General features: G+C 72.1%; 18 protein-coding genes and 1 pseudogene. 6 read left to right on the top strand and 13 right to left on the bottom strand.

The genetic code is table 11. The features are described 5' to 3' along the window. Positions 1-122: 122 nt before the first annotated feature. Positions 123-1,112, top strand: a complete 990-nt coding sequence (locus IG02_RS0109560) for an NAD(P)H-quinone oxidoreductase (protein ID WP_030744200.1) — start codon at positions 123-125, stop codon at positions 1,110-1,112. Positions 1,113-1,449: 337 nt separating this feature from the next. Here the strand turns inward: IG02_RS0109560 and IG02_RS0109555 are convergent, their stop codons facing one another. The 6 genes and pseudogenes from IG02_RS0109555 to IG02_RS0109530 form a co-directional block, all read right to left on the bottom strand. After that, on the bottom strand, positions 1,450-1,995 hold the full coding sequence (locus tag IG02_RS0109555; RefSeq protein ID WP_030744198.1) for a bacterial proteasome activator family protein: 546 nt from the start codon (positions 1,993-1,995) through the stop codon (positions 1,450-1,452). A 101-nt stretch (positions 1,996-2,096) separates the two neighbouring features. Then, positions 2,097-4,946 (bottom strand): ABC transporter permease, encoded by a 2,850-nt coding sequence (locus IG02_RS0109550; RefSeq protein ID WP_030744195.1) that lies wholly within the window; start codon positions 4,944-4,946, stop codon positions 2,097-2,099. Continuing rightward, a complete protein-coding gene (locus IG02_RS0109545) occupies positions 4,943-5,788 on the bottom strand; it encodes an ABC transporter ATP-binding protein (RefSeq protein ID WP_078854330.1) in 846 nt (281 codons plus the stop codon). Before IG02_RS0109545 ends, IG02_RS0109550 begins: the two co-directional genes overlap by 4 nt. A 495-nt stretch (positions 5,789-6,283) precedes the next feature. After that, positions 6,284-6,811, bottom strand: a pseudogene (locus IG02_RS0109540) (PadR family transcriptional regulator); the annotation flags it as partial. A 136-nt stretch (positions 6,812-6,947) separates the two neighbouring features. Then, complete coding sequence (locus IG02_RS41460; RefSeq protein ID WP_030744188.1) at positions 6,948-7,622, bottom strand: hypothetical protein; 675 nt, start codon at positions 7,620-7,622, stop codon at positions 6,948-6,950. 246 nt (positions 7,623-7,868) lie between these two features. Next, positions 7,869-9,518 (bottom strand): protein kinase domain-containing protein, encoded by a 1,650-nt coding sequence (locus tag IG02_RS0109530; RefSeq protein WP_030744186.1) that lies wholly within the window; start codon positions 9,516-9,518, stop codon positions 7,869-7,871. 409 nt (positions 9,519-9,927) lie between these two features. Here IG02_RS0109530 and IG02_RS0109525 point away from each other — a divergent pair, with 409 nt between their 5' ends. Next, the gene (locus IG02_RS0109525; protein ID WP_030744184.1) at positions 9,928-11,589 is read left to right on the top strand and encodes a protein kinase domain-containing protein; all 1,662 of its coding nucleotides are present in this window, start codon (positions 9,928-9,930) and stop codon (positions 11,587-11,589) included. A 79-nt stretch (positions 11,590-11,668) separates the two neighbouring features. Here the strand turns inward: IG02_RS0109525 and IG02_RS0109520 are convergent, their stop codons facing one another. The 3 genes from IG02_RS0109520 to IG02_RS0109510 all read right to left on the bottom strand — a co-directional run bounded on the left by IG02_RS0109520 (position 11,669) and on the right by IG02_RS0109510 (position 14,078). Then, the gene (locus tag IG02_RS0109520) at positions 11,669-12,724 is read right to left on the bottom strand and encodes a phosphotransferase (RefSeq protein WP_078854329.1); all 1,056 of its coding nucleotides are present in this window, start codon (positions 12,722-12,724) and stop codon (positions 11,669-11,671) included. Between the two features lie 15 nt (positions 12,725-12,739). Beyond that, positions 12,740-13,156, bottom strand: coding sequence for a pyridoxamine 5'-phosphate oxidase family protein (locus tag IG02_RS0109515; protein WP_030744179.1), 417 nt, complete (start codon positions 13,154-13,156; stop codon positions 12,740-12,742). Positions 13,157-13,421: 265 nt separating this feature from the next. Next, positions 13,422-14,078: a response regulator gene (locus tag IG02_RS0109510; protein ID WP_030744177.1), complete on the bottom strand. Its 657-nt coding sequence runs from the start codon at positions 14,076-14,078 to the stop codon at positions 13,422-13,424. A gap of 325 nt (positions 14,079-14,403) precedes the next feature. Here IG02_RS0109510 and pdhA point away from each other — a divergent pair, with 325 nt between their 5' ends. The 3 genes from pdhA to IG02_RS0109490 are packed head-to-tail and all read left to right on the top strand — an operon-like array spanning position 14,404 to position 18,394. Next, a complete protein-coding gene (gene pdhA, locus IG02_RS0109500; RefSeq protein WP_199813986.1) occupies positions 14,404-15,819 on the top strand; it encodes a pyruvate dehydrogenase (acetyl-transferring) E1 component subunit alpha in 1,416 nt (471 codons plus the stop codon). Further along, a complete protein-coding gene (locus tag IG02_RS0109495) occupies positions 15,816-16,796 on the top strand; it encodes an alpha-ketoacid dehydrogenase subunit beta (RefSeq protein WP_030744172.1) in 981 nt (326 codons plus the stop codon). The genes pdhA and IG02_RS0109495 overlap by 4 nt, the downstream gene beginning before the upstream one ends. A 14-nt stretch (positions 16,797-16,810) precedes the next feature. After that, positions 16,811-18,394, top strand: a complete 1,584-nt coding sequence (locus tag IG02_RS0109490; protein ID WP_030744169.1) for a dihydrolipoamide acetyltransferase family protein — start codon at positions 16,811-16,813, stop codon at positions 18,392-18,394. 160 nt (positions 18,395-18,554) lie between these two features. Here the strand turns inward: IG02_RS0109490 and IG02_RS0109485 are convergent, their stop codons facing one another. Then, positions 18,555-19,472 carry a D-alanyl-D-alanine carboxypeptidase family protein gene (locus IG02_RS0109485; RefSeq protein ID WP_037802635.1) on the bottom strand — a complete coding sequence of 306 codons (918 nt, stop codon included), beginning with the start codon at positions 19,470-19,472 and terminating at the stop codon, positions 18,555-18,557. Between the two features lie 117 nt (positions 19,473-19,589). Next, positions 19,590-20,672: a bifunctional DNA primase/polymerase gene (locus IG02_RS0109480; protein ID WP_051764738.1), complete on the bottom strand. Its 1,083-nt coding sequence runs from the start codon at positions 20,670-20,672 to the stop codon at positions 19,590-19,592. A gap of 324 nt (positions 20,673-20,996) precedes the next feature. Between IG02_RS0109480 and IG02_RS0109475 the strand changes: the two genes are divergently transcribed. Next, the gene (locus IG02_RS0109475; protein WP_030744162.1) at positions 20,997-21,311 is read left to right on the top strand and encodes a hypothetical protein; all 315 of its coding nucleotides are present in this window, start codon (positions 20,997-20,999) and stop codon (positions 21,309-21,311) included. 333 nt (positions 21,312-21,644) lie between these two features. Here IG02_RS0109475 and IG02_RS0109470 read toward each other — a convergent pair whose 3' ends face one another. Both IG02_RS0109470 and IG02_RS0109465 read right to left on the bottom strand, forming a co-directional pair. Next, positions 21,645-23,288, bottom strand: coding sequence for a long-chain fatty acid--CoA ligase (locus IG02_RS0109470; RefSeq protein ID WP_030744159.1), 1,644 nt, complete (start codon positions 23,286-23,288; stop codon positions 21,645-21,647). 274 nt (positions 23,289-23,562) lie between these two features. Then, positions 23,563-24,144, bottom strand: a complete 582-nt coding sequence (locus IG02_RS0109465; protein ID WP_030744157.1) for a SigE family RNA polymerase sigma factor — start codon at positions 24,142-24,144, stop codon at positions 23,563-23,565. Positions 24,145-24,652: the final 508 nt, after the last annotated feature.

Genomic DNA, 24,652 nt, shown 5'->3' with positions numbered 1-24,652 from the left:
CTCCCCATGGAACTCCCCATGGAACTCCCCATGGAACTCCCCGTGAGTTGTCCTTGATCCGTCCGTGGTCGGTCCGCCAATGGCGGGCGGCACCGGCCGGGTTGAGGAGTAGCCTCGCGGCCATGTATGCGATCACGATTCCGGAACCCGGCGGCCCCGACGCACTCGTCTGGGCCGAGGTCCCCGATCCCGTGCCCGGTGAGGGGGAGGTGCTCGTCGAGGTCGTCGCGAGCGCCGTCAACCGTGCGGATGTCCTCCAGCGGCAGGGCTTCTACGATCCGCCCCCCGGTTCGTCCCCGTACCCGGGCCTGGAGTGCGCCGGCCGCGTCAGCGCGCTGGGGCCCGGCGTCTCGGGCTGGTCCGTGGGTGACGAGGTGTGCGCGCTGCTGGCCGGCGGCGGATACGCGGAGAAGGTCGCCGTGCCCGCGGGGCAACTGCTGCCCGCGCCCACGGGGGTGGACCTGGCCACGGCCGCGGGGCTGCCCGAGGTCACCGCGACGGTCTGGTCGAACGTCTTCATGGTGTCCCACCTGCGGCCGGGCGAGACGCTGCTGGTGCACGGCGGGGCCAGCGGGATCGGCACGATGGCGATCCAACTCGCCAAGGCCGTGGGCGCGCGGGTCGCGGTCACGGCGGGCGGTGCGGACCGGCTGGCGCGCTGTGCCGAACTGGGCGCGGACATCCTGATCGACTACCACGAACAGGACTTCGTCGAGGAGATCCGGAAGGCCACGGACGGCGCGGGCGCCGATGTCATCCTGGACATCGTCGGGGCGAAGTACCTGGACCGGAACGTCCGGTCCCTGGCCGTCAACGGCCGGATCGCCGTGATCGGCCTCCAGGGCGGGGTGAAGGGCGAGCTGAACCTGGGCGCCCTGCTGAACAAGCGCGGGGCGGTCACGGCCACCTCGCTGCGGGCCCGCCCGCTGACCGAGAAGGCCGCGATCGTCGCGGCCGTACGGGAGCACGTATGGCCGCTCATCGAGGGCGGTGACATCCGCCCGATCGTGGACCGCTCACTGCCGATGGAGCAGGCGGCCGAGGCGCATCGCGCGCTGGAGGCCGGCGGCCACGTCGGCAAGCTGCTGCTGCTCACCCCCGTGGCGGTCTGACGGCCGGCCGACGGGCCGGCCGACGGGCCGGCCGGCGGCGAGGCCGGTCGCCGGCCGACGACGGAGCGAGCGGGCCGGCCTCCGCGCGAGCGGAACGGCCGGCTCCCGCCCGGCCCGTACGCCCGGGCGCACCCGGTGCGGGCAGGTGGCCGCCGACGGCCCGCGCGCCATGCCCGGGCCGCGCCCGTCGCGCCGGGCCCGTCACCCGCCGTACCCGTACGTACAGGTGAGCGCCGCTTCCAGCGGTACGGCAGCCGGACGGACCCGCTCTCCGCGACGAGACCCGCTTCCCGCGGGCGAGGTGGTCGTACAGCGGTACGGGCCCGCCCACAGGCGATTACAGGTAAGGGCCCGACCGGATCGCGCCGTGGCCCTGGTCGCCGACCTCTTCCTCCGGCAGCGAGCCGGGCGGCAGCGCGCGGCGCATCTGCTCCAGCTGGGCCCGCGCCGCCATCTGCTGGGCGAAGAGCGCCGTCTGGATGCCGTGGAAGAGCCCCTCCAGCCAGCCCACCAGCTGAGCCTGGGCGATCCGCAGCTCCGCCTCCGAGGGGATCGCCTCGTCGGTGAAGGGCAGGGAGAGCCGCTCCAGCTCCTCGACCAGTTCGGGTGCGAGCCCGTCCTCCAGCTCCTTCACGGAGCCGGCGTGGATCTCCTTGAGCCGCACCCGGCTCGCCTCGTCCAGAGGAGCCGCCCGTACCTCCTCCAGAAGCTGCTTGATCATGCTGCCGATACGCATGACCTTGGCGGGCTGTTCGACCATCTCCGTCACCGGGACCTCGCGCGCCTCGTCGTCGGTTCCCCCGCCGCCGAGCGCCATCCCGTCCTGCCCCACCACGAGGACATGGGGGCTCTCCTGCGACCGTTCGTTCCTCGGCATCTCCATGCGCTCCATTGTCGCGCACCCGTCGCCCACACGTGGCGTGCCCCCGTACGAAGGTGATCCACCTCGTACGGGGGCACGGACACGCGGCCAGAAGGCGCCGTCTACGTCACCGCGCGGCGGCCCATCGAGCCGTTCGAGCGGGTGACCAAGGCGGCCAGGACAGTGGCGACCAGAGGTACGACGATCAGCAGACCGCCCAGCGTCTCCCAGGGGATCACGATCGGCGTGTACGGCGACGAGGGGGTGCCCAGCGCCTCGTCCAGCGACTCCTGGAACATTTCCATGGCGCTCCGGCGCTCGGTCAGCCGGAGGGCGACCGCCGGGAGCACGCCGGCCAGCGAGCCCAGCACCACTCCCATCGTGGCCACCACCCCGCACTGGAAGCCGCTGAGCGTCCTGCGCACCCGGGACGGGGCGCCGACGGCCTCCAGCGTCTTCAGGTCGGCCTCGGCGTCGGCCTGGGCGAGCCCGGTCGCGATGGCCGCGGCACCGAGGGTGATCAGTCCGGCGAAGACGGTCAGCACCAGCAGGGTGGTGTTGCTGTCGCCGACGTAGCCCTGCTCCACCCGCAGGCTGACGCTCGACCCGAGCTTGTCGAGGTCGCCGTTCAGCTTCTGCTGCTGCTCACTGCTCGGCAGGGCGCTCGTCGAGTAGTACGCGCCGACCGGAGCGGTCTTGAGGCCCGCCGCCTTGGCCGTGGCCGGAGTCATGAGGACCTCGGCACCGTACGACCGGGGGTCACCCTTGACCTGGTGCGCCGCGATCGACTTGACCTCGCCCGGCGCTTCCTTGCCGTCCGAGATCGCCTCCTGCGCCGCGTCGGAGTCCATGATCAGACGGATCCCGACCTTGCCGTCCTTCTGGAGGTTGAACTTGTTGAACGACACGGCCCGGCCGTCCGCCAGCGCCGTCTTGGCCGCCGGATCCTTGATGCCGAGTACGTCGAGCACCTCGGGACCGCCGATCAGGATGCCCGCCTCGATGCCGCTGTAGTCGTTGTTCTCCTCGCAGCGGGGATCCTTCATGAGTTTGCGCCGCTCCGCCGCGCTGAACTCCAGTTCCGCATCCTGGACATCGGGGGCCCACAGCGGGCACACATTGGCCTTGGGGACGGCGATCTCGACGCTCCCGCAGCCGTCCTCGCCGCCGTAGTACATCCGACAGCCGGCCTTGCCCACCAGGACACGGTCGACATCGGCCCGGACATCGATGGACAGATTCTTCTGGATCGCGTCGCGTACCGCCGGCACGTCCCGGCTGTCGCCGTCGTCGACGACGGCGGACACTGCGCCGTACGGGAGGGACGACTCGTACTTGGCCCGCTGTTCCGCGTCGTCGCTCGCGGCGTACGTGGCGACGGCCACCGAGCCGGCGACCGCGGCCAGCACCGCGGCCACGGCGGGCGCCGTGCGCCCCCGGTTCCGTACGGCGTCCCGCAGGGCCAGCCGGGGCGAGAGCGGCATCCAGCGCCCGGCCCGGCCGAAGAAGCCCACCAGCGCCGGCGTCATCGCGACGACACCCAGCTCGGCCAGCGCGCTGCCGGCCGCGACGAGCGTCACCTGCGAGGACAGCGTCGTCCCGTACAGAGCGATCGCCGCACCCAGTGCGGTGGCGATCAGCCCGAGCACCGGGAGCACCCTGCTGCTCTTGCGGACGCCCCGGCGGCCGGTCAGCGAGGCCAGCACCGTCTGCCGGGAGGCGGTAATGGCCGGGACGATCGCGGCGAGCAGGCCGGTCACCACGGCGATGAGCGCGATGCCGAGCAGTTCCAGCGGCCGGATGTCGAGGCCTTCGAAGCGCTGCCCCAGGTACTCCTCCATCAGCGGGCGCACGGCCACGGTGAGACCGAAGGCCAGGACCGTGCCGACCACGGCGGAGGCCACTCCGATCACCAGGCCGCCCGCGAGGACCACGGCACGGATGTGCGACCGGTCGCCGCCGTTGGCGCCCACGAGACCGAGCTGGCGGCGCGAGCGCCGGGCACCGACGGCGAACGCGGGGCCTGCCAGCAGGCAGATCTCCAGCATGGCGAGTCCGACCACGGTGGCCAGGATCACCATCTCTTCGTCCTCGATTCCCCCGCCCGAGTCGTACGGGGACTCACCCGCCTCCTGGTACAGGGGGACATCGGAAAGGGCCGGCGGGTTCAGCGCCACGGCCCGGGACGTCACGACGAGGCCGTGCTTGTTGGTCTCCTTGACCATGTTCCACGTGAAACCACCGGAGATCTTCACCAGGTGGGTGGTGCTGGATTCCACGCCGGGCAGCTCGTCCGCCTTCAGCGCCTTGTCGAGCGGCGCGAGGAAGGTCCCGGGGAGCGCGTTGACCTGATCGGTGTTGAGGTCGCTGGGCAGTTCATAGGCCCCCACGATCCGGTACGAGGTGTCGAGGCCCCGCGCGGTGACCGAGTCGCCCACGCTCAGCTTGCCGGCCTCCAGGAAGTGAGTGGTCGCCGCGATCTCGCCGCTCCGCTGGGGGAAGCGGCCCTCGGTGAGCCGCATGATGCCCTCGGCCATCGGGTCCGACGCCTTCAGCTCACGGATCTCGGTCGGGAGCAGACCGTACGAGGTACGGAGCTTGCCCGTCCCGGTCGAGTCCTCCAGCGTGGTGGCCCCGGCCGGGACACCCTTCTCGAGGTCTGCGGGGCCCTCCGGATACGGCTTGTTCTCGAAGTCTCCGACCGGGCGGTAGCCGTTGCCGTCCGGGCCCTGGTAGAGCGGGGCGCCGCCCAGCTCGGGGTCGGAGATCCGGGCGTCCGACCGGCCCATGTCCCGGGTCAGGGTCTCCTCGACGGAGAGCTCCGAACTGCGGTACGTCAGATCGGCGGCGCCCACCCCGAGGATGGGGAGGGTGAGCATGGCCAGGACGAGGAAGCTGCGTCCCTTGAAGCGCCAGGCGTCACGGCGGGCTATGCGCACCGCGGCGCGCCAGGAGTGGAACCAGGTCTTCACAGGTCGGCCGCCTGCCCGGTGAGCAGCGAGTCCGCGGAGGAACGGAGGGTCTGGTCGACCACGGAACCGTCCCGCAGGAAGACCACCCGGTCCGCCCAGGCCGCGAAGCGCGGCTCGTGGGTGACCAGGACGCCGGCGGCGCCCGCGTCGCAGCGGGACCGCAGCAGGGCGAGGACGGCCTCACCGGTCTCGGAGTCCAGCGCACCGGTCGGCTCGTCCGCGAGGACCAGCCGGCGGTCGCCGACGAGCGCGCGGGCGAGTGCCACCCGCTGCTGCTGGCCACCCGACATCTCGTCCGGGAACCGGTCGGCGAGCTGGGTGAGCCCGATCTCCTCGAGTGCGGCCAGCGCCTCGGCACGCGCCTTGCGCGCGGATATGCCGTCGAGTTCCCGGGGGAGGGCGATGTTCTCGGCCGCGGTGAGAGCCGGGATGAGGTTGTAGTCCTGGAAGACGTAGCCGATGCTGCGGCGGCGCAGGGCCGCGAGGCTCTTGCGGTCGGTGGTGGTGATGTCGGTGCCCTCGACGATCACGCTGCCGGAGGTCGGCTTGTCGAGGCCGCCCGCGATGGTGAGCAGCGTGGACTTGCCGGATCCGGACGGTCCCATGATGGCGACGAGTTCGCCGGGGAAGAGGTCCAGGTTGATGCCGCGCAGGGCCTGTACCTCGGTGGCGCCACTGCCGTGGACGCGGGTCAGCTCCACCAGCCGGAGGACGGGGTCGGCCGAGCGCGCCGAGTTCGGCGACGGCGCCGCGGTGAGCGGCGACGGGCGCTGCGAAGCGTGCGGCGCGTCGGCATCGGGCCGTGGTCCGTGCTGCGGGCTGTTGTGCGGGTGTCGAGGCATGGGTGTGTTCTCCCCTTGGCGTACGCGGGGGTGCGTACGAAGCGGTTGGGTGTGCGGAAGAAGCGTGGGAGCGGCGGGGCGGGCGGGCCCGGCCCGTCCCGCCGCGGGGCCGTCGGCGGGCGGCGGAGCGGACCGCGCGGCGGAGCCGGGGCGGGGGTGGGGCCGATGCCGGGTGGGCCGGCTCGGAGGGCGCGGCGCCATCGGCCGGCGAACCGGGCCGACCGGTCGCCCGCTGGGCCCGGTTACCGCCGGGCCGGCCGGTTACCGCCGGGCTGTCCGGCCCGGCCGGGAGCCGCCCGCGCGGGCGACCGGGCGCGTGCCCTTGTCTTCGCTCGTGCCTGTGTCCGTGTCCGTGACGGCGTCTGTGCTTGTGCCTGTGCCTGTGTGGGTTCCTGAGCCTGAGTCTCTGTTCGTGAGCGAGTCCGGGAGCGAGTCCGTGGGCGAGTCCGTGAGGGAGCCCGCCGTCGCGTCACCGGCCTCCGGCGGAATCACCAGCGAGAGCCGGATCAGCCGCTGTTCGCAGTGGTCGAGCCAGCGGGCCTCGGCCTCTGTCTGGAAGATGAGCTGGTCCAGTACGAGCAGCCACGCGACGTCGTCCCGGTCCGTGGGCGTGACCGTCAGGGCCCGCGCCTTGAGCCGCGTGTAGTCCTGCATCGCCTTGACCGTGTGGTGACGCTGCGACTGGATGACCTCCCGGATGTCGACGCCCGGAGCCCCCACCGCCATGGCGAGTTTGATCGCCAGTTCGTCGCGGGGCGGGCTGGCGCGGTCGACGGGCGTACGGAACCAGGACCGCAGTTCGTCGCGTCCGGAGTCCGTGATGACGTAAAGGGCGTGGCCCGCGTCGTCCTCGCCGTCCTGGACGACCATCCCGTCGCGCTCCAGGCGGGCGAGGGTCGTGTAGACCTGGCCGACGTTGAGCGGCCAGGTGGCACCGGTGCGGGACTCGAACTCCGTACGGAGCTGAGAGCCGTAGCGCGGGCCACGTTCCAGGAGGGCGAGTAGCCCGTGACGTATCGACATACTGAGTATGTATACCGAGTATGTGGCGGCCCGCCAAGCAACTTGAGACGGACCTTGCGAGTCCGTCGCAAGGATGACGCCGGGCCGGGACCAGGTGGTTACGAAGCGGTTCCGGGGCGGTTCGCGCGGTGGTGGGTCAGCGGCGTCGCAGCCGGAGCCCGAAGAAGCCGAGCCCCAGGCCGAGGAGCACGATTCCGGCGCCCAGGGTGAGGACCGGAACGGGGCGCGTCATGGCCTCGTCCACCGCCCGCACCCGTACCGCGCCGGTGTCGCCCGACGGCCGGTCACGGGGCGCGGCGGGCGGTTCGGGCGGGTGGACGGCGTCCTCCCGGTGCTCCTCCGCCTCCAGATCCCGCGGCCCGTCCGCGTTCCTCTCCCCGGTGGCGGCTCCGTCGTCCGTACCGCTGCCGGACGGCGACGCGTCCGCCGACGCGGAGGCGGAGGCGGAGGGCGTCACGCGGGAGGCCGTACGGGAGGAGGAGGCGGCCGGGGAGGCAGGCACGCCGGACGCGGCCGGCGCGGCGGACGACCGGGCGGGGGAGGCGGCGGCCGACGACCGCGCGGACGGACTCGCGCTCGGCACCGGTTCGCCCGGGCGCTCGCCCGGCCGGGCGTCCCCGGACTCCGGCCGTCCCGGCCGCTGCCGCCCCTCCCCGGCCGGGTGCCCGGCCAGCGCCTCGCTCGGCACGGCGGTGGTCGGATGCCCCCCGGCGGACGGCGCCGGCGACGTCCCCCCGCCGTCCGCGCCGGGCGCGGCCAGCAGGACGGACACGACCGCGATCGCGCAGGACGCGCGGAACGTTGAGGTCACCGACTCAGCGTCACACGGGGCGACAACTCCGGCATCCGGAGTGTTCCGGAACAGACACGTCCGGATGAGGCGGGATCAAAAGAGGCGCGGTGACACCGGAGGGCCCTGTAAGGCCCCGCAGCGATTCCGGAGGGGCCGTGTAAGGGCTACGTGAGACTCGCGCGACGATTTGGGGAGGATACGGAGCGGCGCGGGACGGCCGGCCCGCCGTCGCTCCCGCAAAGGCGAACCGTGCCCGGCGCCGAACTACCCCGCGTTGCCCGTGGAGATGGTCAGTTCGAACTCCTGCGAATCGGCGGGTATTGCCGCTCCCGGCCGCGGGAACTGCTCGATCACGATGTCCTCCGCCTGGGAGCCGTCGTTCTTCTTCTTCGGCTCGGCCCAGGTCCAGCCCGCCTCCCGCAGGCACTCCTTCACCGACAGGATGTCCTTGTACCGCAGGTCGGGCGCCTGGACCTTCGTGGGGTCCGAGAAGTCGTCCTGCGCCTCCGTGCACTCGTCGGAGTCGATCGTCCGGTTCCGCTCCGGATCGCGGTGACCCGCGGGATCGGCGCCGGCGGACTGGTCGGCTCTCGGGTCGCCCTTGCCGCCGTCGCCGCCGTTCGCGGAGAGGGCCACTATCAGGCCGCCCATGGCCAGGAGCGCGACCACGATCGAGCCCACGACGAGCGGCATGGTCCGCCGCCCGCCGCCCGTGCCGCCGCCGACGCCGTGGCCGGTGGCGGTCGTCTGCTGCGGCGTGACGTTGTAAGGCTGGGGAACCGGGGGCGGGGACATCGGCGCCGGGGCCTGGTAGCCCTGGCCCGCCTGGGGGTAGCCGTATCCCGGGCCGGTCCCGTGGCCGGGGGGCGGCGTCGGCGTGCCGTACGGGCCCGGCTGCTGGTACGGCGTCTGCGCGTTGGGGTGCGGAGAGGGGGCAGGCGCCGACTGGTCGAGGGGCGGGAAGACCGCCGACCCCACCCCCGCGCCGCTGTTCTGCGGCAGGCCCTGCACGATCACCGGCGCGGCCGTCTGCCCGGTCGCCCCCAGCACCCGCTCGCACTCGTCGCGCATCGCCTCCGCGCTCGGGAAGCGTTCGTTCGGGTTCTTCTTCAGCGCCCGGGCGACCAGCGCGTCCATCGCCGGGGTGATCGCGCGGTTGACGGAGGACGGCGTGGGCGGCTCCTCCTGCACGTGCGCGTACGCGATCGCGAGCGCCGAATCCGCCTCGAACGGCAGCCGCCCCGTCAGCAGCTGGAAGAGCATGATCCCGACCGAATAGAGGTCGGAGCGGGCGTCCACGCCCCGCCCCAGCGCCTGTTCCGGCGACAGGTACTGCGGCGTGCCGACGACCATGCCCGTCTGCGTCATGGACGTGACACCCGACTGCATGGCGCGTGCGATGCCGAAGTCCATGACCTTGACCACACCGCGTTTGGTCATCATCACGTTGCCGGGCTTGATGTCCCGGTGCACCAGCCCCATCTCGTGGCTGGTCTCCAGCGCGGCCAGCACGTCGGCCGTCACCTTGAGGGCCTTGTCGGCCGGCATCGCGCCGTACCGCGCGACGTCCGCCTGGAGCACGGAGCCCAGCGGCTGCCCCTCGACGTACTCCATGACGATGTACGGCATCAGAGCACCGTCAAGCTCGTCCTCTCCGGTGTCGAAGACGGAGACGATGTTGGTGTGCGACAGCTTGGCCACGGCCTGGGCCTCGCGGCGGAACCGCTCGCGGAAGGACTGCTCGCGACCCAGCTCCGTGTGCAGGGTCTTGATGGCGACCTGACGGTCCAGCGCCGAGTCGTAGGCCAGGTAGACGGACGCCATGCCGCCCTCACCGAGCAGGTCGCGGAGCTGGTAGCGGCCACCCGCGACCGAACCGCCCGCATAGCGGCCCTGTGCGCCGTGCTGGCTCATGACTGTGCTCCCCCTCGGCGCGCTGACGCTCCGTACTGAACGCGCCGTCCGTTCCGACCGGCCGGGCGGACGGACAGCACACGACCCCGTTAAATCGGGCCAAGATTACGCGCCCAGTCTGCCCGAGGGCCCGGACACGTCAAGCCAGGTGCCCGTTCCGTGACCGTACGCATGCCAAGCGTCCCGGAAGCGTTACAGGAAACACATGGAATTTGCATGTGCGCCGCCGCAGCTAGTTTCATGGCCGGTCCATCCTGGACCGGCGTGTCACACGAAGGCTGTAGCGTGATGTGGCACAGCCACCCTTGAATCACCCTCTGAATCACCCTCTGAGACACACGACACACCGCAGGACCACGCGCATCGCGCGCGGGGGGCTCCGAGCGGACAGAAACGACGGCGAGGACTGATGGCACCCGAACCCGAAGCAGGCGGCGGCGTGCCGGATGCCGCGGACTCCTGGGGCGACGGCGGGCTCGTCGGCGGGCTGGTCGGTGACGGCCGCTACCGGATGACCCATCGCCTGGGCCGCGGCGGCATGGCCGAGGTATTCGCGGCGGAGGACGTACGGCTCGGCCGCACCGTGGCCGTCAAGCTCCTGCGGGCCGACCTCGCCGAAGACCCGGTCTCCAAGGCGCGGTTCACGCGTGAGGCGCAGTCGGTCGCGGGCCTCAACCACCACGCGGTGGTGGCCGTGTACGACTCGGGCGAGGACACGGTGGGCGGGCAGACCGTCCCGTACATCGTCATGGAGCTGGTCGAGGGCCGGACGATCCGGGACCTGCTCGTCAACGCCGAAGCCCCGCCGCCGGAGCAGGCGTTGATCATCGTCTCGGGGGTGCTGGAGGCGCTCGCGTACTCGCACCAGCACGGGATCGTGCACCGGGACATCAAGCCCGCGAACGTGATCATCACCGACGCCGGCGCGGTGAAGGTGATGGACTTCGGCATCGCCCGTGCCCTGCACGGCGCGCAGTCGACGATGACCCAGACCGGCATGGTCATGGGCACGCCGCAGTACCTCTCGCCGGAGCAGGCGCTGGGCAAGGCCGTCGACCACCGCAGCGACCTGTACGCCACGGGCTGTCTGCTCTACGAACTCCTGGCGCTGAGACCCCCGTTCACCGGTGAGACCCCGCTCTCGGTCGTCTACCAGCACGTCCAGGACATCCCGGTCCCGCCCTCCGAGGTCTCGGACGTGGCGCCGCCGGAGCTGGACGGCCTGGTGATGCGCTCGCTCGCGAAGGAGCCCGACGACCGGTTCCAGAGCGCGGAGGAGATGCGCGGGCTGGTCCAGTACGGCCTCCAGATGCTCCAGCAGCAGGGCGGCCATACGGGCACCTGGAACACCGGCGCCGTCGAGCCGCACATGGGCGGCGCCGCCCCGATGGGCATGGCCGCGACGACGGCGATGCCGGCCCATCCGGCGCCGGGTGCGCACGGCGCGCACGGCGAGACGCCCCAGGGCTCGATCCTGCCCCCGATGAACCCCGACGACGGCGGCTACGACGGGAGTTACCGGCGCGGCGGGGGAGGCGGCCGGAACAGGATGCTGCTCTTCGTCGCCCTCGCGGTGATCGCGGTCGTCGCCGGTGTGGCGTACGCGCTGAGCGGTACGGGCGACAAGCAGCAGAACGACAAGGACACGACTCCGAGGCCCAGCCCGAGCGCGTCGGAGACGACCGAGGAGAGCCCGTCGCCCTCGGCGTCGCAGTCCGAGGAGTCGCAGGAGCAGGACACCTCGTCGTCCGGCGGCAACCAGCAGCCCGACTACCCCGATTACCCGCCCGCGCCGGAGAACAACCAGCCGTCCGGACCGTCGCAGAACGAGCCGGAGACGCCGCCGTCCTCGCCCAGCGACACGGGCACGGGCAGCAACGCGGGTGTGACGGAAGGGACGTCGGAGGGCACCGACCCGGGCGCGACCGAGGGCACCGACGCGGGGACGAGCGAGGGTGCCGACGCGGGCGGCACGAACACCGGGACCACGACGGGGACGACCCAGGGCGGCGGCGGCGACTCCGGAACCACCACGGAGGGTGCCGGCGACCCGGCGGGCACCGTCGGCTGACGAGCTCCCGCCGAGCGCCGGGTGGAGGAGCGCGACGGGCGAAGGAGCGCGTCGGCGGACGGCGGCGCCGGCGCGGCCCTCATCCTGTGAAGGCCGCGCCGACCGCCTCGTACTCCCGCGTCCACCACACCGCCAGGGCCGACACCGCCGCGAACAGCGGGTCGGCCCGCCGGTCGCCGTGCTGGTAGCGCCAGCGCAGGATCCAGAAGTCGTTCAGCCGCTCCCACCACACCCGGTGCGCCGCCGCCGCCAGTTCGGCGGGGGCGGCGCCGGTCGCGCGGCGGTAGGCGCGCGCGTACGCCCGTACCTTCCCCAGCTCCAGCTCGCCCGTCGGCCGTACGAAGAAGATCGCCGCCGCCCGGACCGCCTCCTCCGCCCGGGGCTGGACGCCCAGCCGGTCCCAGTCGATGATCGCGGCGGGCTCCGCGCCCCGGTAGAGCAGGTTCAGCGGGTGGAAGTCACCGTGCACCCAGCCCGTGGCCGGTTCCGCGCCCGCCGGCGGCCGGCGGTGGGCGTGCCGTTCCAGCAGCACCCTGCGCTCCCGCAGCCGGTGCTCGGCCAGCGTGTCGAAGGTGTCCCGGGGGGCCCGGTCGCGGGCCAGTGCCAGCAGTTCGTCGATGAGGGCCATGGTGTCGCCGGGGTCCGGGCTGTCGTGCGCGAGCGCCGCCGGGTCCGGTTCCATCACCCGCTCCAGGCAGGTGTGGACGCGCCCGAGCAGCGCGCCGAGGCGCCGGGACGCGGCCGTGGTGAGCTGGGCGCCGTCGCGGTGGCGGCCCTCGATCCAGGGGTGCAGGGCGTAGCAGCGGTCGCCGATGACCGCGACCGTGTCGCCCGCGGTGTTCTCGACGGGCGGGGCGACGGGCACACCGAGCGCCTGGAGCCGCTGCGTGGCGCGATGTTGGCGGGAAATGGACTCGTGGTCGCCGTCCAGGTGGTGCTTCAGGAAGTACGAGCCGCGGGTCGTCGAGAGCCGGTAGCCGCGGTTGAGCAGCCCCTCGGTGACCGGTTCGCAGGACAGGGGCTCGCCCGCGTTCCGGTAGCGGCGGAGCAGCGTACGGACGGGCGGGGCGGCCGTCGTGCGGAGGGGCGGAGCGGTCACCGCGACGGGCGCGGCGAAGTCATATGAGCGCGGCACTCGCCAGATGTTAGATCACGCCACGTATTGCCCTCGTCGCTCCGAGAAGTATTCGACTGTGTGTACGGCTGCAAGCTGGGGCATAAAGTGCATATAGATCGGATCGAACGGTTGTCCGTCTATCGCGAGCGGCCTGGAATCGAACAGTTCGACCTCGGCGTCCGTCGGCTCGACGATCTCGATGGTCCCCGTGAACTGAACGGACCACTGCTCGGCCGCCGCGCTGCTGAAGTTGTCCGCGCCGTACGCGACGACACCGCCGCCGCACGCCCGGTGGTAGCCGAGGCCCGCGTGCATCCGGAGCAGGATCGTGCCCTCCGTCACCACGTGGCACGCCGGCGCCACGAACGGCATCGCGCGCATACTCGTCGCCACCCGCCCGTACGGCACACGGGTGAGCAACTGCACGGCGTGGAGTTCTTCGGAGAGCATGACGTCCACTCTCCGCTGCTCGGACGGGGTACGGCCAGAGGAGGCGGCCCCTCGATCCGGGGACGTTGGTCCCGATTGGAACGGCCTCCGACGAGGTAGGGCGGGGTCGAACGCGTGCCCCGGAAGGCCCTTGCCCCGTGCCGTCCGTGCCCTCAGCGCCGTCCGTGGCCTCAGTGCCGTCCGTGCCCTCGGTGCCGTCCGTGGCCGCTCGACCCGCCGCCGGTGAGCCCCCCTCGTCCCGGCGCCTTTAGCCCGGCGCCCGCCGTCAGCGCTTCTCCGCCTGGATCCGGGCCACGTAGGCCGCCGCCTGCGACCGTCGCTCCATCCCCAGCTTCGCCAGCAGGCTGGACACGTAGTTCTTGATCGTCTTCTCGGCGAGGTGCAGCCGCTCGCCTATCGCCCGGTTCGTCATGCCCTCGCCGATCAGGTCCAGGATCTTGCGCTCCTGTTCCGTGAGCGCCGCCAGCCTGTCGTCCTTGGCCCCGGCGCCGCCGCGCAGCCGCTCCAGCACCCGGGCGGTCGTCACCGGGTCCAGCAGCGACCGCCCGGCCGCCACGTCCCGCACGGCGGAGAGCAGTTCGTTGCCCCGGATCGCCTTGAGCACGTACCCCGAGGCCCCGGCCATGATCGCGTCGAAGAGCGCCTCGTCGTCGGCGAACGACGTGAGCATCAGGCACTTGATGTTCTCGTCCAGCGAACGGACCTCGCGGCAGACCTCGACCCCGCTGCCGTCCGGAAGGCGTACGTCCAGCACGGCCACGTCGGGGCGGGTCGCCGGAATCCTGGCGGTGGCGTCGGCGGCGGTCCCCGCCTCCCCGACGACCTCGATGTCGTCCTCACCCGAGAGGAGTTCATGGACCCCGCGCCGGACCACTTCGTGGTCGTCAACCAGGAAAACGGTGATTTTTCGTTCTTCCTGCACAGAATTCAGTCTCACACACTCACCCCTTCCCTGCCGGAGATCCAGCGGGATAACGTGCCGTTGTTCCGGCGGCCTGCGAGGCTGTGACCAGTGGTTGTTCCCGACTTTGCCGGTTTACTTGGAAATCCAATCAAAATTGCAGGTCAGGCAGGGTTTCGCGGGAAAGCGTTCCACTGGGTAACGTGCCTGTGACAGGGCGCTCGCCGGGGCACCTGTCACGCCTGTCCCGACCGGGGCGCACTCACCCCGTGCGCGCGGCCGGTACGGGCGAGCCGCACTGGTTCCCGGCGGACCCCGGGGGCCGGACAGACGGAGGAGCACGCACGTGACCGTGGAGAGCACTGCCGCTCGCAGGCCGCGCCGTAACAGCAGCATCAACAGCAGCACCAGTGGTAGCAGCAGTAGCAGCGATGGCAGCGACGGCAGCAGCACGAGCAACAACAGCGGCGGCAGCGGCGGCGGTACCAAGCGCACAGCCGCGAAGAAGACGTCCAAAGCGCAGACCGCCGCGAAGGGCTCCGGCCGCAAGAGCGTGAGCCGGCCCGGCACGGGTCGGCAGGGCGCCGGCCGGCAGGGTGCCGCTCAGGGGAAAACCGGTCAGCACGGCACCGAGACCGAGCCCCCGCTCGTCCAGCTGCTCAGCCCCGAGGGGGAACGCCTCGAGCACCCTGACTACGCCGTCGACCTGTCGGCCGAGGAACTGCGCGGGCTGTACCGGGACATGGTCCTCACCCGCCGCTTCGACGCCGAGGCCACCGCGCTCCAGCGCCAGGGCGAACTGGGACTGTGGGCCTCACTGCTGGGCCAGGAGGCGGCCCAGATCGGTTCCGGCCGCGCGCTGCACGACGACGACTACGTCTTCCCGACCTACCGCGAGCACGGCGTCGCCTGGTGCCGCGGGGTCGACCCCGTCAACCTGCTGGGCATGTTCCGCGGCGTGAACAACGGCGGCTGGGACCCCAACAGCAACAACTTCCACCTCTACACCATCGTCATCGGCTCGCAGACCCTGCACGCCACCGGCTACGCGATGGGCATCGCCAAGGACGGCGCGGACTCGGCCGTGATCGCCTACTTCGGGGACGGCGCCTCCAGCCAGGGCGACGTCGCCGAGGCGTTCACCTTCTCGGCGGTCTACAACGCGCCGGTGGTCTTCTTCTGCCAGAACAACCAGTGGGCGATCTCCGAGCCGACCGAGCGCCAGACCCGGGTGCCGCTCTACCAGCGCGCCCAGGGGTACGGCTTCCCCGGTGTCCGGGTCGACGGCAACGACGTCCTCGCCTGCCTGGCCGTGACCCGCGCCGCGCTGGAACGCGTGCGCCGGGGCGAGGGGCCGATGCTGGTGGAGGCGTTCACGTACCGGATGGGCGCGCACACCACCTCCGACGACCCGACCAAGTACCGGGCCGACGAGGAGCGGGCGGCCTGGGAGGCCAAGGACCCGATCCTGCGGCTGCGCCGGTACCTGGAGAAGGCGGGCCAGGCCGACGAGGCGTTCTTCGCGGCCCTGGAGGAGGAGAGCGAGGCACTCGGCAAGCGGGTGCGCGAGACGGTACGGGCCATGCCGGACCCGGACGGGCTGGCGATCTTCGACCACGTCTACGCGGACGGGCACGCCCTCGTGGACGAGGAGCGCGCGCAGTTCGCCGCGTATCAGGCGTCGTTCGCGGACTCCGACGACGCGGACGTCACGGCCGGTGCCGGCACGCCGGCCGGGAACACGGGGGGCAACCAGTCATGACCGTACAGAAGCTTCCGCTCGCCAAGGCGATCAACGAGTCACTGCGCACGGCGCTGGAGACCGACCCCAAGGTCCTGATCATGGGTGAGGACGTGGGCAAGCTCGGCGGCGTCTTCCGGGTGACCGATGGGCTCCAGAAGGACTTCGGCGAGGACCGGGTCATCGACACCCCGCTCGCCGAGTCGGGCATCATCGGCACGGCCATCGGCCTCGCGCTGCGCGGCTACCGGCCGGTGGCAGAGATCCAGTTCGACGGGTTCGTCTTCCCCGCGTACGACCAGATCGTCACGCAGCTCGCCAAGATGCACGCCCGCTCGCTGGGCAAGATCAAGCTGCCCGTCGTGGTCCGCATCCCCTACGGCGGCGGCATCGGCGCCGTCGAGCACCACAGCGAGTCGCCCGAGGCGCTCTTCGCGCACGTGGCGGGCCTGAAGATCGTCTCGCCGTCCACGGCGTCCGACGCGTACTGGATGATGCAGCAGGCCATCCAGAGCGACGACCCGGTGATCTTCTTCGAGCCCAAGCGGCGCTACTGGGACAAGGCCGAGGTCAATACGGAGGCCATTCCGGGCCCGCTGCACGCCGCGCGGGTGGCGCGGGAGGGCACCGACCTCACGCTCGTCGCCTACGGGCCGATGGTGAAGGTCTGTCTGGCGGCGGCCGCGGCGGCGGCCGAGGAGGGCAGGTCGCTGGAGGTCGTGGACCTGCGCTCGGTCTCCCCGATCGACTTCGACACGGTGCAGGCCTCGGTGGAGAAGACGCGCCGGCTGGTCGTGGTGCACGAGGCGCCGGTCTTCCACGGCTCGGGCGCGGAGATCGCCGCCCGGATCACGGAGCGGAGCTTCTACCACCTGGAGGCTCCGGTACTGCGGGTGGGCGGCTATCACGCGCCGTACCCGCCGGCCCGGCTGGAGGACGAGTATCTCCCGGGCCTGGACCGGGTACTCGACGCCGTCGACCGCTCGCTCGCGTACTGAGGAGTGCCGTGACCATGACTGCTGACACCTCCGCGGCCGCCGGCTCCGCCGCCCGCTTCCGTGAGTTCACGATGCCCGACGTGGGCGAGGGGCTCACCGAGGCCGAGATCCTGAAGTGGTACGTACAGCCCGGGGACCCCGTCACGGACGGCCAGGTGGTGTGCGAGGTCGAGACCGCGAAAGCGGCGGTCGAACTTCCCATCCCGTACGACGGTGTCGTGCACGAGCTGCGTTTCCCGGAAGGCACGACGGTCGACGTCGGGGTGCCGATCATCACGGTGGACGTGGCGCCGGGCAGCGGAGAGGCTTCCGTGGCCCCCGAGGCTTCCATGGCCCCCGTGGCACCTGTGGCAGGGGAAGAACCGGCTTCGGCCGAGGTGGCAGAGGCGGCCGGGACCGCCGAGTCACCGGCACGGCAGCCCGTCCTGGTGGGGTACGGAGTCGCCGCGTCGTCCACGAAGCGCCGCCCGCGCCGGGGCGTGCCGGTGCCGGGCCAGTCGGCACCGGGCGCGCCCGGCGGATCCGCCGGGTCCGAGACCTCCGGTACGGCCGCGGACACGACCGCGGGCGCGGGTGCGGTGCAGGCGGAGCTGAACGGGCACGGCGGCGCGGACCGTACGGCCCGTGCCGGCGTCGCCGCCGACACCGCCCGGGCCCGCCCGCTGGCCAAGCCCCCGGTGCGCAAGCTCGCCAAGGACCTCGGGGTCGATCTGGCCATGATCACCCCGACCGGCCCGGGCGGCATCATCACCCGCGAGGACGTCCACGCGGCCACGGCGCCCCCCGCCCCGGCCCCCGCGACTCCGGCTCCGGCGGCTGCTCCGGCTTCCGCCGCTCCGGCAGCCCCCGGGCAGCCGACGGTCGCGGAGGGCCTGGCGGGCGTGGCGGGCGCGGCCGGCCGGGAGACCCGTATCCCCGTGAAGGGGGTACGGAAGGCCACCGCCGCCGCCATGGTGACCAGCGCCTACACCGCACCGCACGTCACCGAGTTCGTCACCGTGGACGTGACGCGCACGATGAAGCTGGTCGAGCGGCTGAAGTCCGACCCGGACATGGCGGGACTGCGGGTCAACCCGCTGCTGTTCGTGGCCAAGGCGCTCCTCGTGGCGGTCAAGCGCCACCCCGAGGTCAACGCCAGCTGGGACGAGGCCAGCCAGGAGATCGTGGTCAAGCACTACGTCAACCTGGGCATCGCGGCGGCCACTCCGCGCGGCCTGATCGTCCCGAACATCAAGGACGCGCACGACAAGACGCTCCCCCAACTGGCCGAGGCGCTCGGCGAGCTGGTGTCCACGGCTCGCGAGGGCCGCACGACACCCGCCGCCATGCAGGGCGGCACGGTCACGATCACGAACGTCGGCGTCTTCGGCGTGGACACCGGTACGCCGATCCTGAACCCGGGCGAGTCCGCGATCCTGGCCGTCGGAGCGATCAAGCCGCAGCCCTGGGTCCACAAGGGCACGGTCAAGCCGCGCCAGGTCACCACGCTCGCCCTTTCCTTCGATCACCGCCTGGTCGACGGCGAGCTGGGTTCCAAGGTCCTGGCGGATGTGGCGGCGGTTCTGGAGCAGCCCCGCCGCCTGATGACCTGGGCCTGACGACCTGGGCCGGATGACCTGGGCCTGAAGGTTCCGAACGGGCCTGAGCCCCGAACGAACCCTGGGAAAGGGCGCAGAGGACGGCTCACGGAACGACTCCGGGCCCCGTCACACGGACGTGTCCGTGTGACGGGGCCCGGGATCCGCCGGCCCGGCCGGCTCAGTCGCGCTGTGCGTCCGCCGGGAGCGAGCGCAGCTTCATCGTCTTGGCCGTCGTCGAGCCGAAGCCGTGGTCGAGCAGCTTCGCCGCGTCCTTGTAGCGGTCGGAACCGTTCAGCACGACACCGACGAGCGTCTTGCTGCCGCGCGTGGCGGCGAAGACCAGGCACGGTCCGGCGGCGGTGCCGGTGCCCGTCTTGATGCCGATGGCGCCCTTGTAGGAGCCGAGCAGCTTGTTGGTGTTGTACCAGGTGTACGTGCGCGTCTTGTTGTTCGGGGCCTGCGCCGTGGTCTTGTACGAGGTGGCCTTCACGACCGCGCGGAAGTTGGCGTTCTTCATGGCGTACTGGGCGATCTTCGCCAGGTCGCGCGGGGTCGTGTAGTTGTTGCCCTTGCCGGAGATCCCGTCGAAGGAGTCGAACTTCGTGTTCTTCAGCTTCAGTTCGGAAGCCTTCGCGTTCATCTTGCCGATGAACGACTTCGTGCGGTCGGCGGTCGTCTTGCCGGTGCCGAAGGTGTCGGCGAGGGCGTAGGCCGCGTCGCAGCCGGAGGGCAGCAGCGTCCCGTACAGCAGCTGGCGCACGGTCACCTTGTCACCGGTGCGCAGATCGGCCGTGCTGGCGCCCTCCTTGGTGACGTAGTCGCGGTACGCCTGCTTGACGGTGACCTTGCGGTTGAGGTCGACGCCCTTGGTGTTGACCACCACGGCGATTGTCATGATCTTGGTCGTGCTGGCCATCTGCCGACGGGTGTCGGCCGCCTTGCCGTAGACCGTGGCGCCGGACGCGTTGTTGAGCAGGAACGCGCCCTTGCCGGTGACGCTCGGGGCGGCGGCGGCCGCCTGCGCGGGCGCGGCCAGCGCGGAGGCGGTCAGCAGCGCGCCGGCGGTGGTGAGAGCGACCGCGGCGGCTCTCCGCACGCCCTGATGAGTGAGGATCAAGGAAACACTCCGTGTTCGCGAATGCCTGGAATGCGGGGAACGAATGCGCGGGCCCGGAATCGGGCCGGTGTGAAAAATGAGTCCCGCGTACGGGACTCACGAAGGGCGCGAATGGTTGCGCGCGAGCCGTGTGGTGACGGACACAGGAGGCGTGGCCGTGAGGCGCGCGGCCGAGGCGACGGTCGCGCGGGCCTCGTGCTCGGCCAGGCCGGTCCGTACGGCCGCGTCGACCAGCGGCTCCACCAGCTCCTGGCCGAAGCCGTTCTCGTACGCGCGGCAGGCGGCCCAGAACAGCCGGGTGTTGCGCTGCCCCTCGTGCGCCGCGCGCACGAACCGCACCAGACCCTCCCCCCGGCCGTGCCCGTGCGAAGGGGCGGGCGAAGGGGCGGATGACGGAGCCTGCGAGCGTGACGGCTCCTGCGGCCGGGGCGGCGGCGGTACGAGCAGGTGCACCAGGGCGCGCGGGCAGGGCGCGGGCGGCAGCCCGGCTGTCCCCGGCGCGAGCCGGTACGCGCCCCGGGCCGTGACCGAGCCCGGCCCCACCAGATAACCGCCCGCGCCCCGGACGTCGATCCCCGGGGCGAGCCTGCTCGCCGAGTTCGGCACGACGACGTCCGGCGGTCCGGCCAGCCAGATGTGCCGGCCGCCGCTGGGAGTCAGCACGATCACCGTGTCCGGCAGCGTGAACAGGTGCTGGAGCGCCAGATGCCGCAGAGCGCCCACGGAGTCGGGCGTCGCGCGGTGGCGGCCCGGCGTCGCGGAGCCCGGTGCCGCGGTGCCCCGTGCTGCGGTGTTCGGTGCCGCGGAGCCCTGTGCCGCGCCGCCCGACACCCTGGGGTCCCGTGCCGCAAAGTCGGGCTCTCCCGCCGCTGGGACGTCCAGGTCGATGCCGATGAGCCGGTGCGGCGGGCGTCCGCACGCGATTCCGTACGCGGTCGCCCAGGGCGCGGCCGCGAACAGGGCGCGTACGCCGGTGAGGTCGGTGGTCGCGTCGTGGACGCCGTGGCCGGGCCGGCCGCACTCCCCCCGGCAGCGGACCGGCCGCCGCTCGCGCCGGTGGGGTGACGGGAGCGCCGGGAGCTTGGTGGGGGACAGCGGGAAGACGGGGAGCCCGCGTTCGGCAGCGGACAGCGCATGGGCGAGGGCCGGGGTGGCGGTGTGCCGGGCGGTGGTGGCCATGAAGCCATGTTCGTACAGGCGTTCGAAGAAGGGAAGAGGGGAAGCGCGCGAGCCGGGTCGGTTCGCCGCGCGCCCCGCCGCATCACCCCTTGCGGTGACCGGGTTCTGGCGAGCCCACGCCAAGAAATGGGGTTTTGGGGGCGCATCGCGGGTTTATCGACTTGTCATCACGCTTGCGAGGGAATAGCTCCTTGCGGGGTGGTTTCCGGCGGATTCGGTGGGCAACTCTGGTCTCGCGACGTCGTCACCACGACCGAGGCGGTTGGCCAACTGCCTGGGACAGAGCCGTAGTTCCGTACTTCTGCCGCACATGGAGGAAATGACATGGCAAGCATCCGCACCGCCACCGCTTTCGCCGCCGTCGCCGCGCTGCCCCTCGCCGCAGCGCTCTTCACGGGCGTCGCCCAGGCCGACAACGGCGCGCTGTCCGACGACGGGTCGAACGCGGCGGTGGCCACGATCAGTGGCAGCGGGGTGGGCGACCACAACTTCGGCAATTCGACGACCACGCAGCAGGTCGCGACGGGCGCCGGCGCCTCGAACCAGAACAACACCGCGAACGTGGTCGGCTCGGGCCTCACGTCGATCGACCAGTCCAACGAGAACATCGCGGTGAACTTCCACAACGTCTGGTGGTAGAGCGCCCCGCCAGGTCCGTGAGGTCGGCCGGGCCGGTGGGCTCGCAGCAGCCGACGGGGTCGACACGCCGGTGGGGGCGTCGAGACCGGTGGGGCTGAGCCGGTAGGAGTGGGCCGCAGGGCTGACGAAGCCGGTGGGGGGGAACCAAGCCGGTAAGGCCCGCAAATGAATACCCAGGCTGGTCCGGGACGCCGGACCGGCCCAGGACAGGGGCCCGTACGTGCCGCGTACGGGCCCTTCGCCATGCCGCGGTGCATCTCGTGCGGCGCCCCCTCGTGCGGCGCCACTCGTGCAGTGCGCGCCTCGTACGGTGCCCCTCACGCAATGGGGGGCCTACAACCGCGTGACGTCCAGCTCTCCGGCCGCGTACTGTCCGCGGATCACCTTCTTGTCGAACTTCCCGACGCTCGTCTTCGGCACCGCCGCCACCGCCGCCCACCGCTCCGGCAGCTGCCACCTCGGGACCGATCCGGCCAGGAACTCCCGCAGCGCCGCGTAGTCGGCCGTCGCGCCCTCGTGGAGGACGACCGTCGCGAGCGGCCGCTCGCCCCACTTGTCGTCCGGTACCGCCACGACCGCCGCCTCCGCCACCTCCGGGTGCGCCATCAGGGCGTTCTCCAGCGCGACACTGGAGATCCACTCACCCCCGGACTTGATGACGTCCTTCGCCCGGTCCGTGAGCGTGAGGTAGCCGTCCGGGCTGATGACCCCGACATCTCCCGTCCGCAGCCAGCCGTCCGGGCTGAACCTGTCCTCGGGCCTGAGCGGTTCGCCGCCGACGCCGCCGTAGTACGCCGCGGCGATCCAGGGGCCCCGTACCTCCAGCTCCCCGGCCGACTCGCCGTCCCAGGGCAGGAAGTCACCGTCCGGCCCGGCCAGCCGGGCCTCGACCCCGGCCGGGAAACGGCCCTGGGTGAGGCGGTACGGCCACTCCTCCTCGGCGCCGAGCCCCGCCGGCGGATGGGCCATCGTGCCGAGCGGGGAGGTCTCGGTCATGCCCCAGGCGTGGCAGAGCCGTACGCCGAGCTTGTCGTACGCCGCCATCAGCGCCGGCGGACAGGCCGAGCCGCCGATCGAGACATTGGTCAGGGAGGTCAGGTCGCGCGGGCGGGCCGTCACCTCGGCGAGCAGGCCCTGCCAGATGGCGGGCACGGCGGCGGCGTGCGTGGGCCGCTCTCGTTCGATCATCTCGGCGAGCGGGGCGGGCTGGAGGAAGCGGTCGGGCATCAGCATGTTCACGCCGCTCATGAACGCGGCGTGCGGCAGCCCCCAGGCGTTCACATGGAACTGCGGTACGACCGCGAGGGTCGTGTCCCGGTCGGTGAGGCCCATCGAAGAGGCCATGTTGACCTGCATCGAGTGCAGGTAGACGGACCGGTGGGAGAAGAGGACGCCCTTGGGGTCGCCGGTCGTGCCGGAGGTGTAGCACATGGCCGCCGCGGACCGTTCGTCGAGTTCGGGCCAGGCGTACGTGGTGGGGCGGCCGGCGATCAGCTCCTCGTACTCGTGCACGCGCGCGGTCGCTCCGGCCAGCGGACCGCGGTCACCGGGGCCGGCGACGACGATGTGCTCGACCTTCGGCAGACGAGGGAGGAGCGGCGCCAGCAGCGGGATCAGGGTGCCGTTCACGACGATGACGCGGTCGTCGGCGTGGTTGACGATCCACGCCAACTGCTCGGCGGGCAGCCGGAGGTTGAGGGTGTGCAGGACGGCACCCATGGCGGGCACGGCGAAGTACACCTCGACGTGCTCCGCGTTGTTCCACATCAGCGTTCCCAGAACGCTCTCCTCGGTCACCCCGAGGTCGCCCAGGGCGTTGGCGAGCCGCGCGGCACGATCGCCGATCTCGGCGAAGTCGCGACGCCGCGGTTCGGCGTCACCGGTCCACGTGGTCACGGTCGACCGGCCGTGGATCGTACGGCCGTGCTCCAGGATCCGTGAGATCAGAAGCGGTACATCCTGCATGGTGCTCAGCACGGCGTCCTCCCGGAGGGCACTGGCGCGTGCGGCAGCCGCGCGGGGCGGCCGCGTGACGCGGAGCGCGGAACGGATTCGCGCCGATTGTGCGCACGTACCGAGCGGTATGTCACTACCCGGGACCGAACGACACCCTCAACGGAGGGAAGACGGCGGCCGGTGGACGGCGGACAGCGGATGGCGGACAGCGGACAGCGGACAGCGGACAGCGGACAGCCGACAGTTGACGGCAGACAGCGGCGGCAGCGGGCGTCGGCCGTCGGGTGACCGGGGTTCAGTGGACTGGGACGAGTTCCGGGTCCTCGCGGAGCTTGCCGAGCGCGCGCGAGACCGCGCTCTTGACCGTGCCGACCGAGACTCCGAGCACCTCGGCGGTCTGGGACTCGCTGAGGTCCTCGTAGTACCGCAGGACGACCATCGCCCGCTGCCGGTCGGGCAGCCGCATCACCGCGCGCCACATCGCGTCGTGCAGCGCCTGCCGCTCGGCGGGGTCGGGCTCGGGCAGACCCGCGGGTTCCGGCAGCTCCTCGCACGCGAACTCGTCGATCTTGCGCTTGCGCCACTGCGACGTACGGGTGTTGAGCAGGGCCCGGCGGACGTAGCCGTCCAGCGCCCGGTGGTCCTCGATCCGGTCCCAGGCGACGTACGTCTTGGTGAGGGCCGTCTGCAGCAGGTCCTCGGCGTCGGAGGGGTTGGAGGTGAGCGAACGCGCCGTCCGCAGCAGTACGGGTCCCCGGGCCCGTACGTACGAGGCGAAGGACGTGTACGACTGGTGCGCGCGCGGCTGGTGCGCGCGCGACGCGTACGCGGCCGGCGCGGCGGCGGTGGAGGCGTTCGTGCAGACAGGCGTGGTCATGGGCTCAACGCTAGGAGCGGGGCCCGTTCCGGGGATCGGTCCCAGGTCCCGAAGCGGTGTCCCCCTGTGGGTGTACGGGTGGCGTCGGCCGCACCTCCTGAAGGTGGAGAGGGCGAACACGTCCGTAGGGGGCGGGCGCCCGGAGCGCACGGCCGCGAGCCGGGCGGGGGCACCGGCCGGGAGCCGGGCGGGGCGGGGCCGGCGGGCGGTTCCACCGGCCCCGGCGGTCCGCTCCCGGAGCCGGGCCCGACCGTCGGCGCGCCTCCGTCGCAGGTGGGACAGCGGGAAAGGGGGCGCGGACGCGTGGGGCGCCACCGGGCCGGTACGGCGGGACCCGCCGTGACCCGTGCGGTTCGGCGGTCGCGGCGTATGCGGACCGGGTGGCCGTACGGACCGCGTGTCCGACCGGCCCGGGTGGCCGACCGATCCGGGTGTCCGACCGGCCCGGGTGTCCGACCGGCCCGGGTGATCGGTCGCGTCCGGCGGCCGGTTCGCGTGCCGGCCGCTC

Origin of the sequence: Streptomyces sp. NRRL F-5135 (assembly GCF_000719775.1) — a bacterium.
GTDB lineage: Bacteria > Actinomycetota > Actinomycetes > Streptomycetales > Streptomycetaceae > Streptomyces > Streptomyces hebeiensis.
Note: the sequence above shows the minus strand (reverse complement) of the source record. Positions and strands in the feature narration are given on the sequence as shown.

Coding starts and splice junctions, on each gene's coding strand:
- IG02_RS0109560 (WP_030744200.1), top strand. CDS start 123: ATGTATGCGATCACGATTCCGGAACCCGGCGGCCCCGACGCACTCGTC.
- IG02_RS0109555 (WP_030744198.1), bottom strand. CDS start 1,995: ATGGAGATGCCGAGGAACGAACGGTCGCAGGAGAGCCCCCATGTCCTC.
- IG02_RS0109545 (WP_078854330.1), bottom strand. CDS start 5,788: ATGCCTCGACACCCGCACAACAGCCCGCAGCACGGACCACGGCCCGAT.
- IG02_RS0109530 (WP_030744186.1), bottom strand. CDS start 9,518: ATGAGCCAGCACGGCGCACAGGGCCGCTATGCGGGCGGTTCGGTCGCG.
- IG02_RS0109525 (WP_030744184.1), top strand. CDS start 9,928: ATGGCACCCGAACCCGAAGCAGGCGGCGGCGTGCCGGATGCCGCGGAC.
- IG02_RS0109515 (WP_030744179.1), bottom strand. CDS start 13,156: ATGCTCTCCGAAGAACTCCACGCCGTGCAGTTGCTCACCCGTGTGCCG.
- IG02_RS0109495 (WP_030744172.1), top strand. CDS start 15,816: ATGACCGTACAGAAGCTTCCGCTCGCCAAGGCGATCAACGAGTCACTG.
- IG02_RS0109490 (WP_030744169.1), top strand. CDS start 16,811: ATGACTGCTGACACCTCCGCGGCCGCCGGCTCCGCCGCCCGCTTCCGT.
- IG02_RS0109480 (WP_051764738.1), bottom strand. CDS start 20,672: ATGGCCACCACCGCCCGGCACACCGCCACCCCGGCCCTCGCCCATGCG.
- IG02_RS0109475 (WP_030744162.1), top strand. CDS start 20,997: ATGGCAAGCATCCGCACCGCCACCGCTTTCGCCGCCGTCGCCGCGCTG.
- IG02_RS0109465 (WP_030744157.1), bottom strand. CDS start 24,144: ATGACCACGCCTGTCTGCACGAACGCCTCCACCGCCGCCGCGCCGGCC.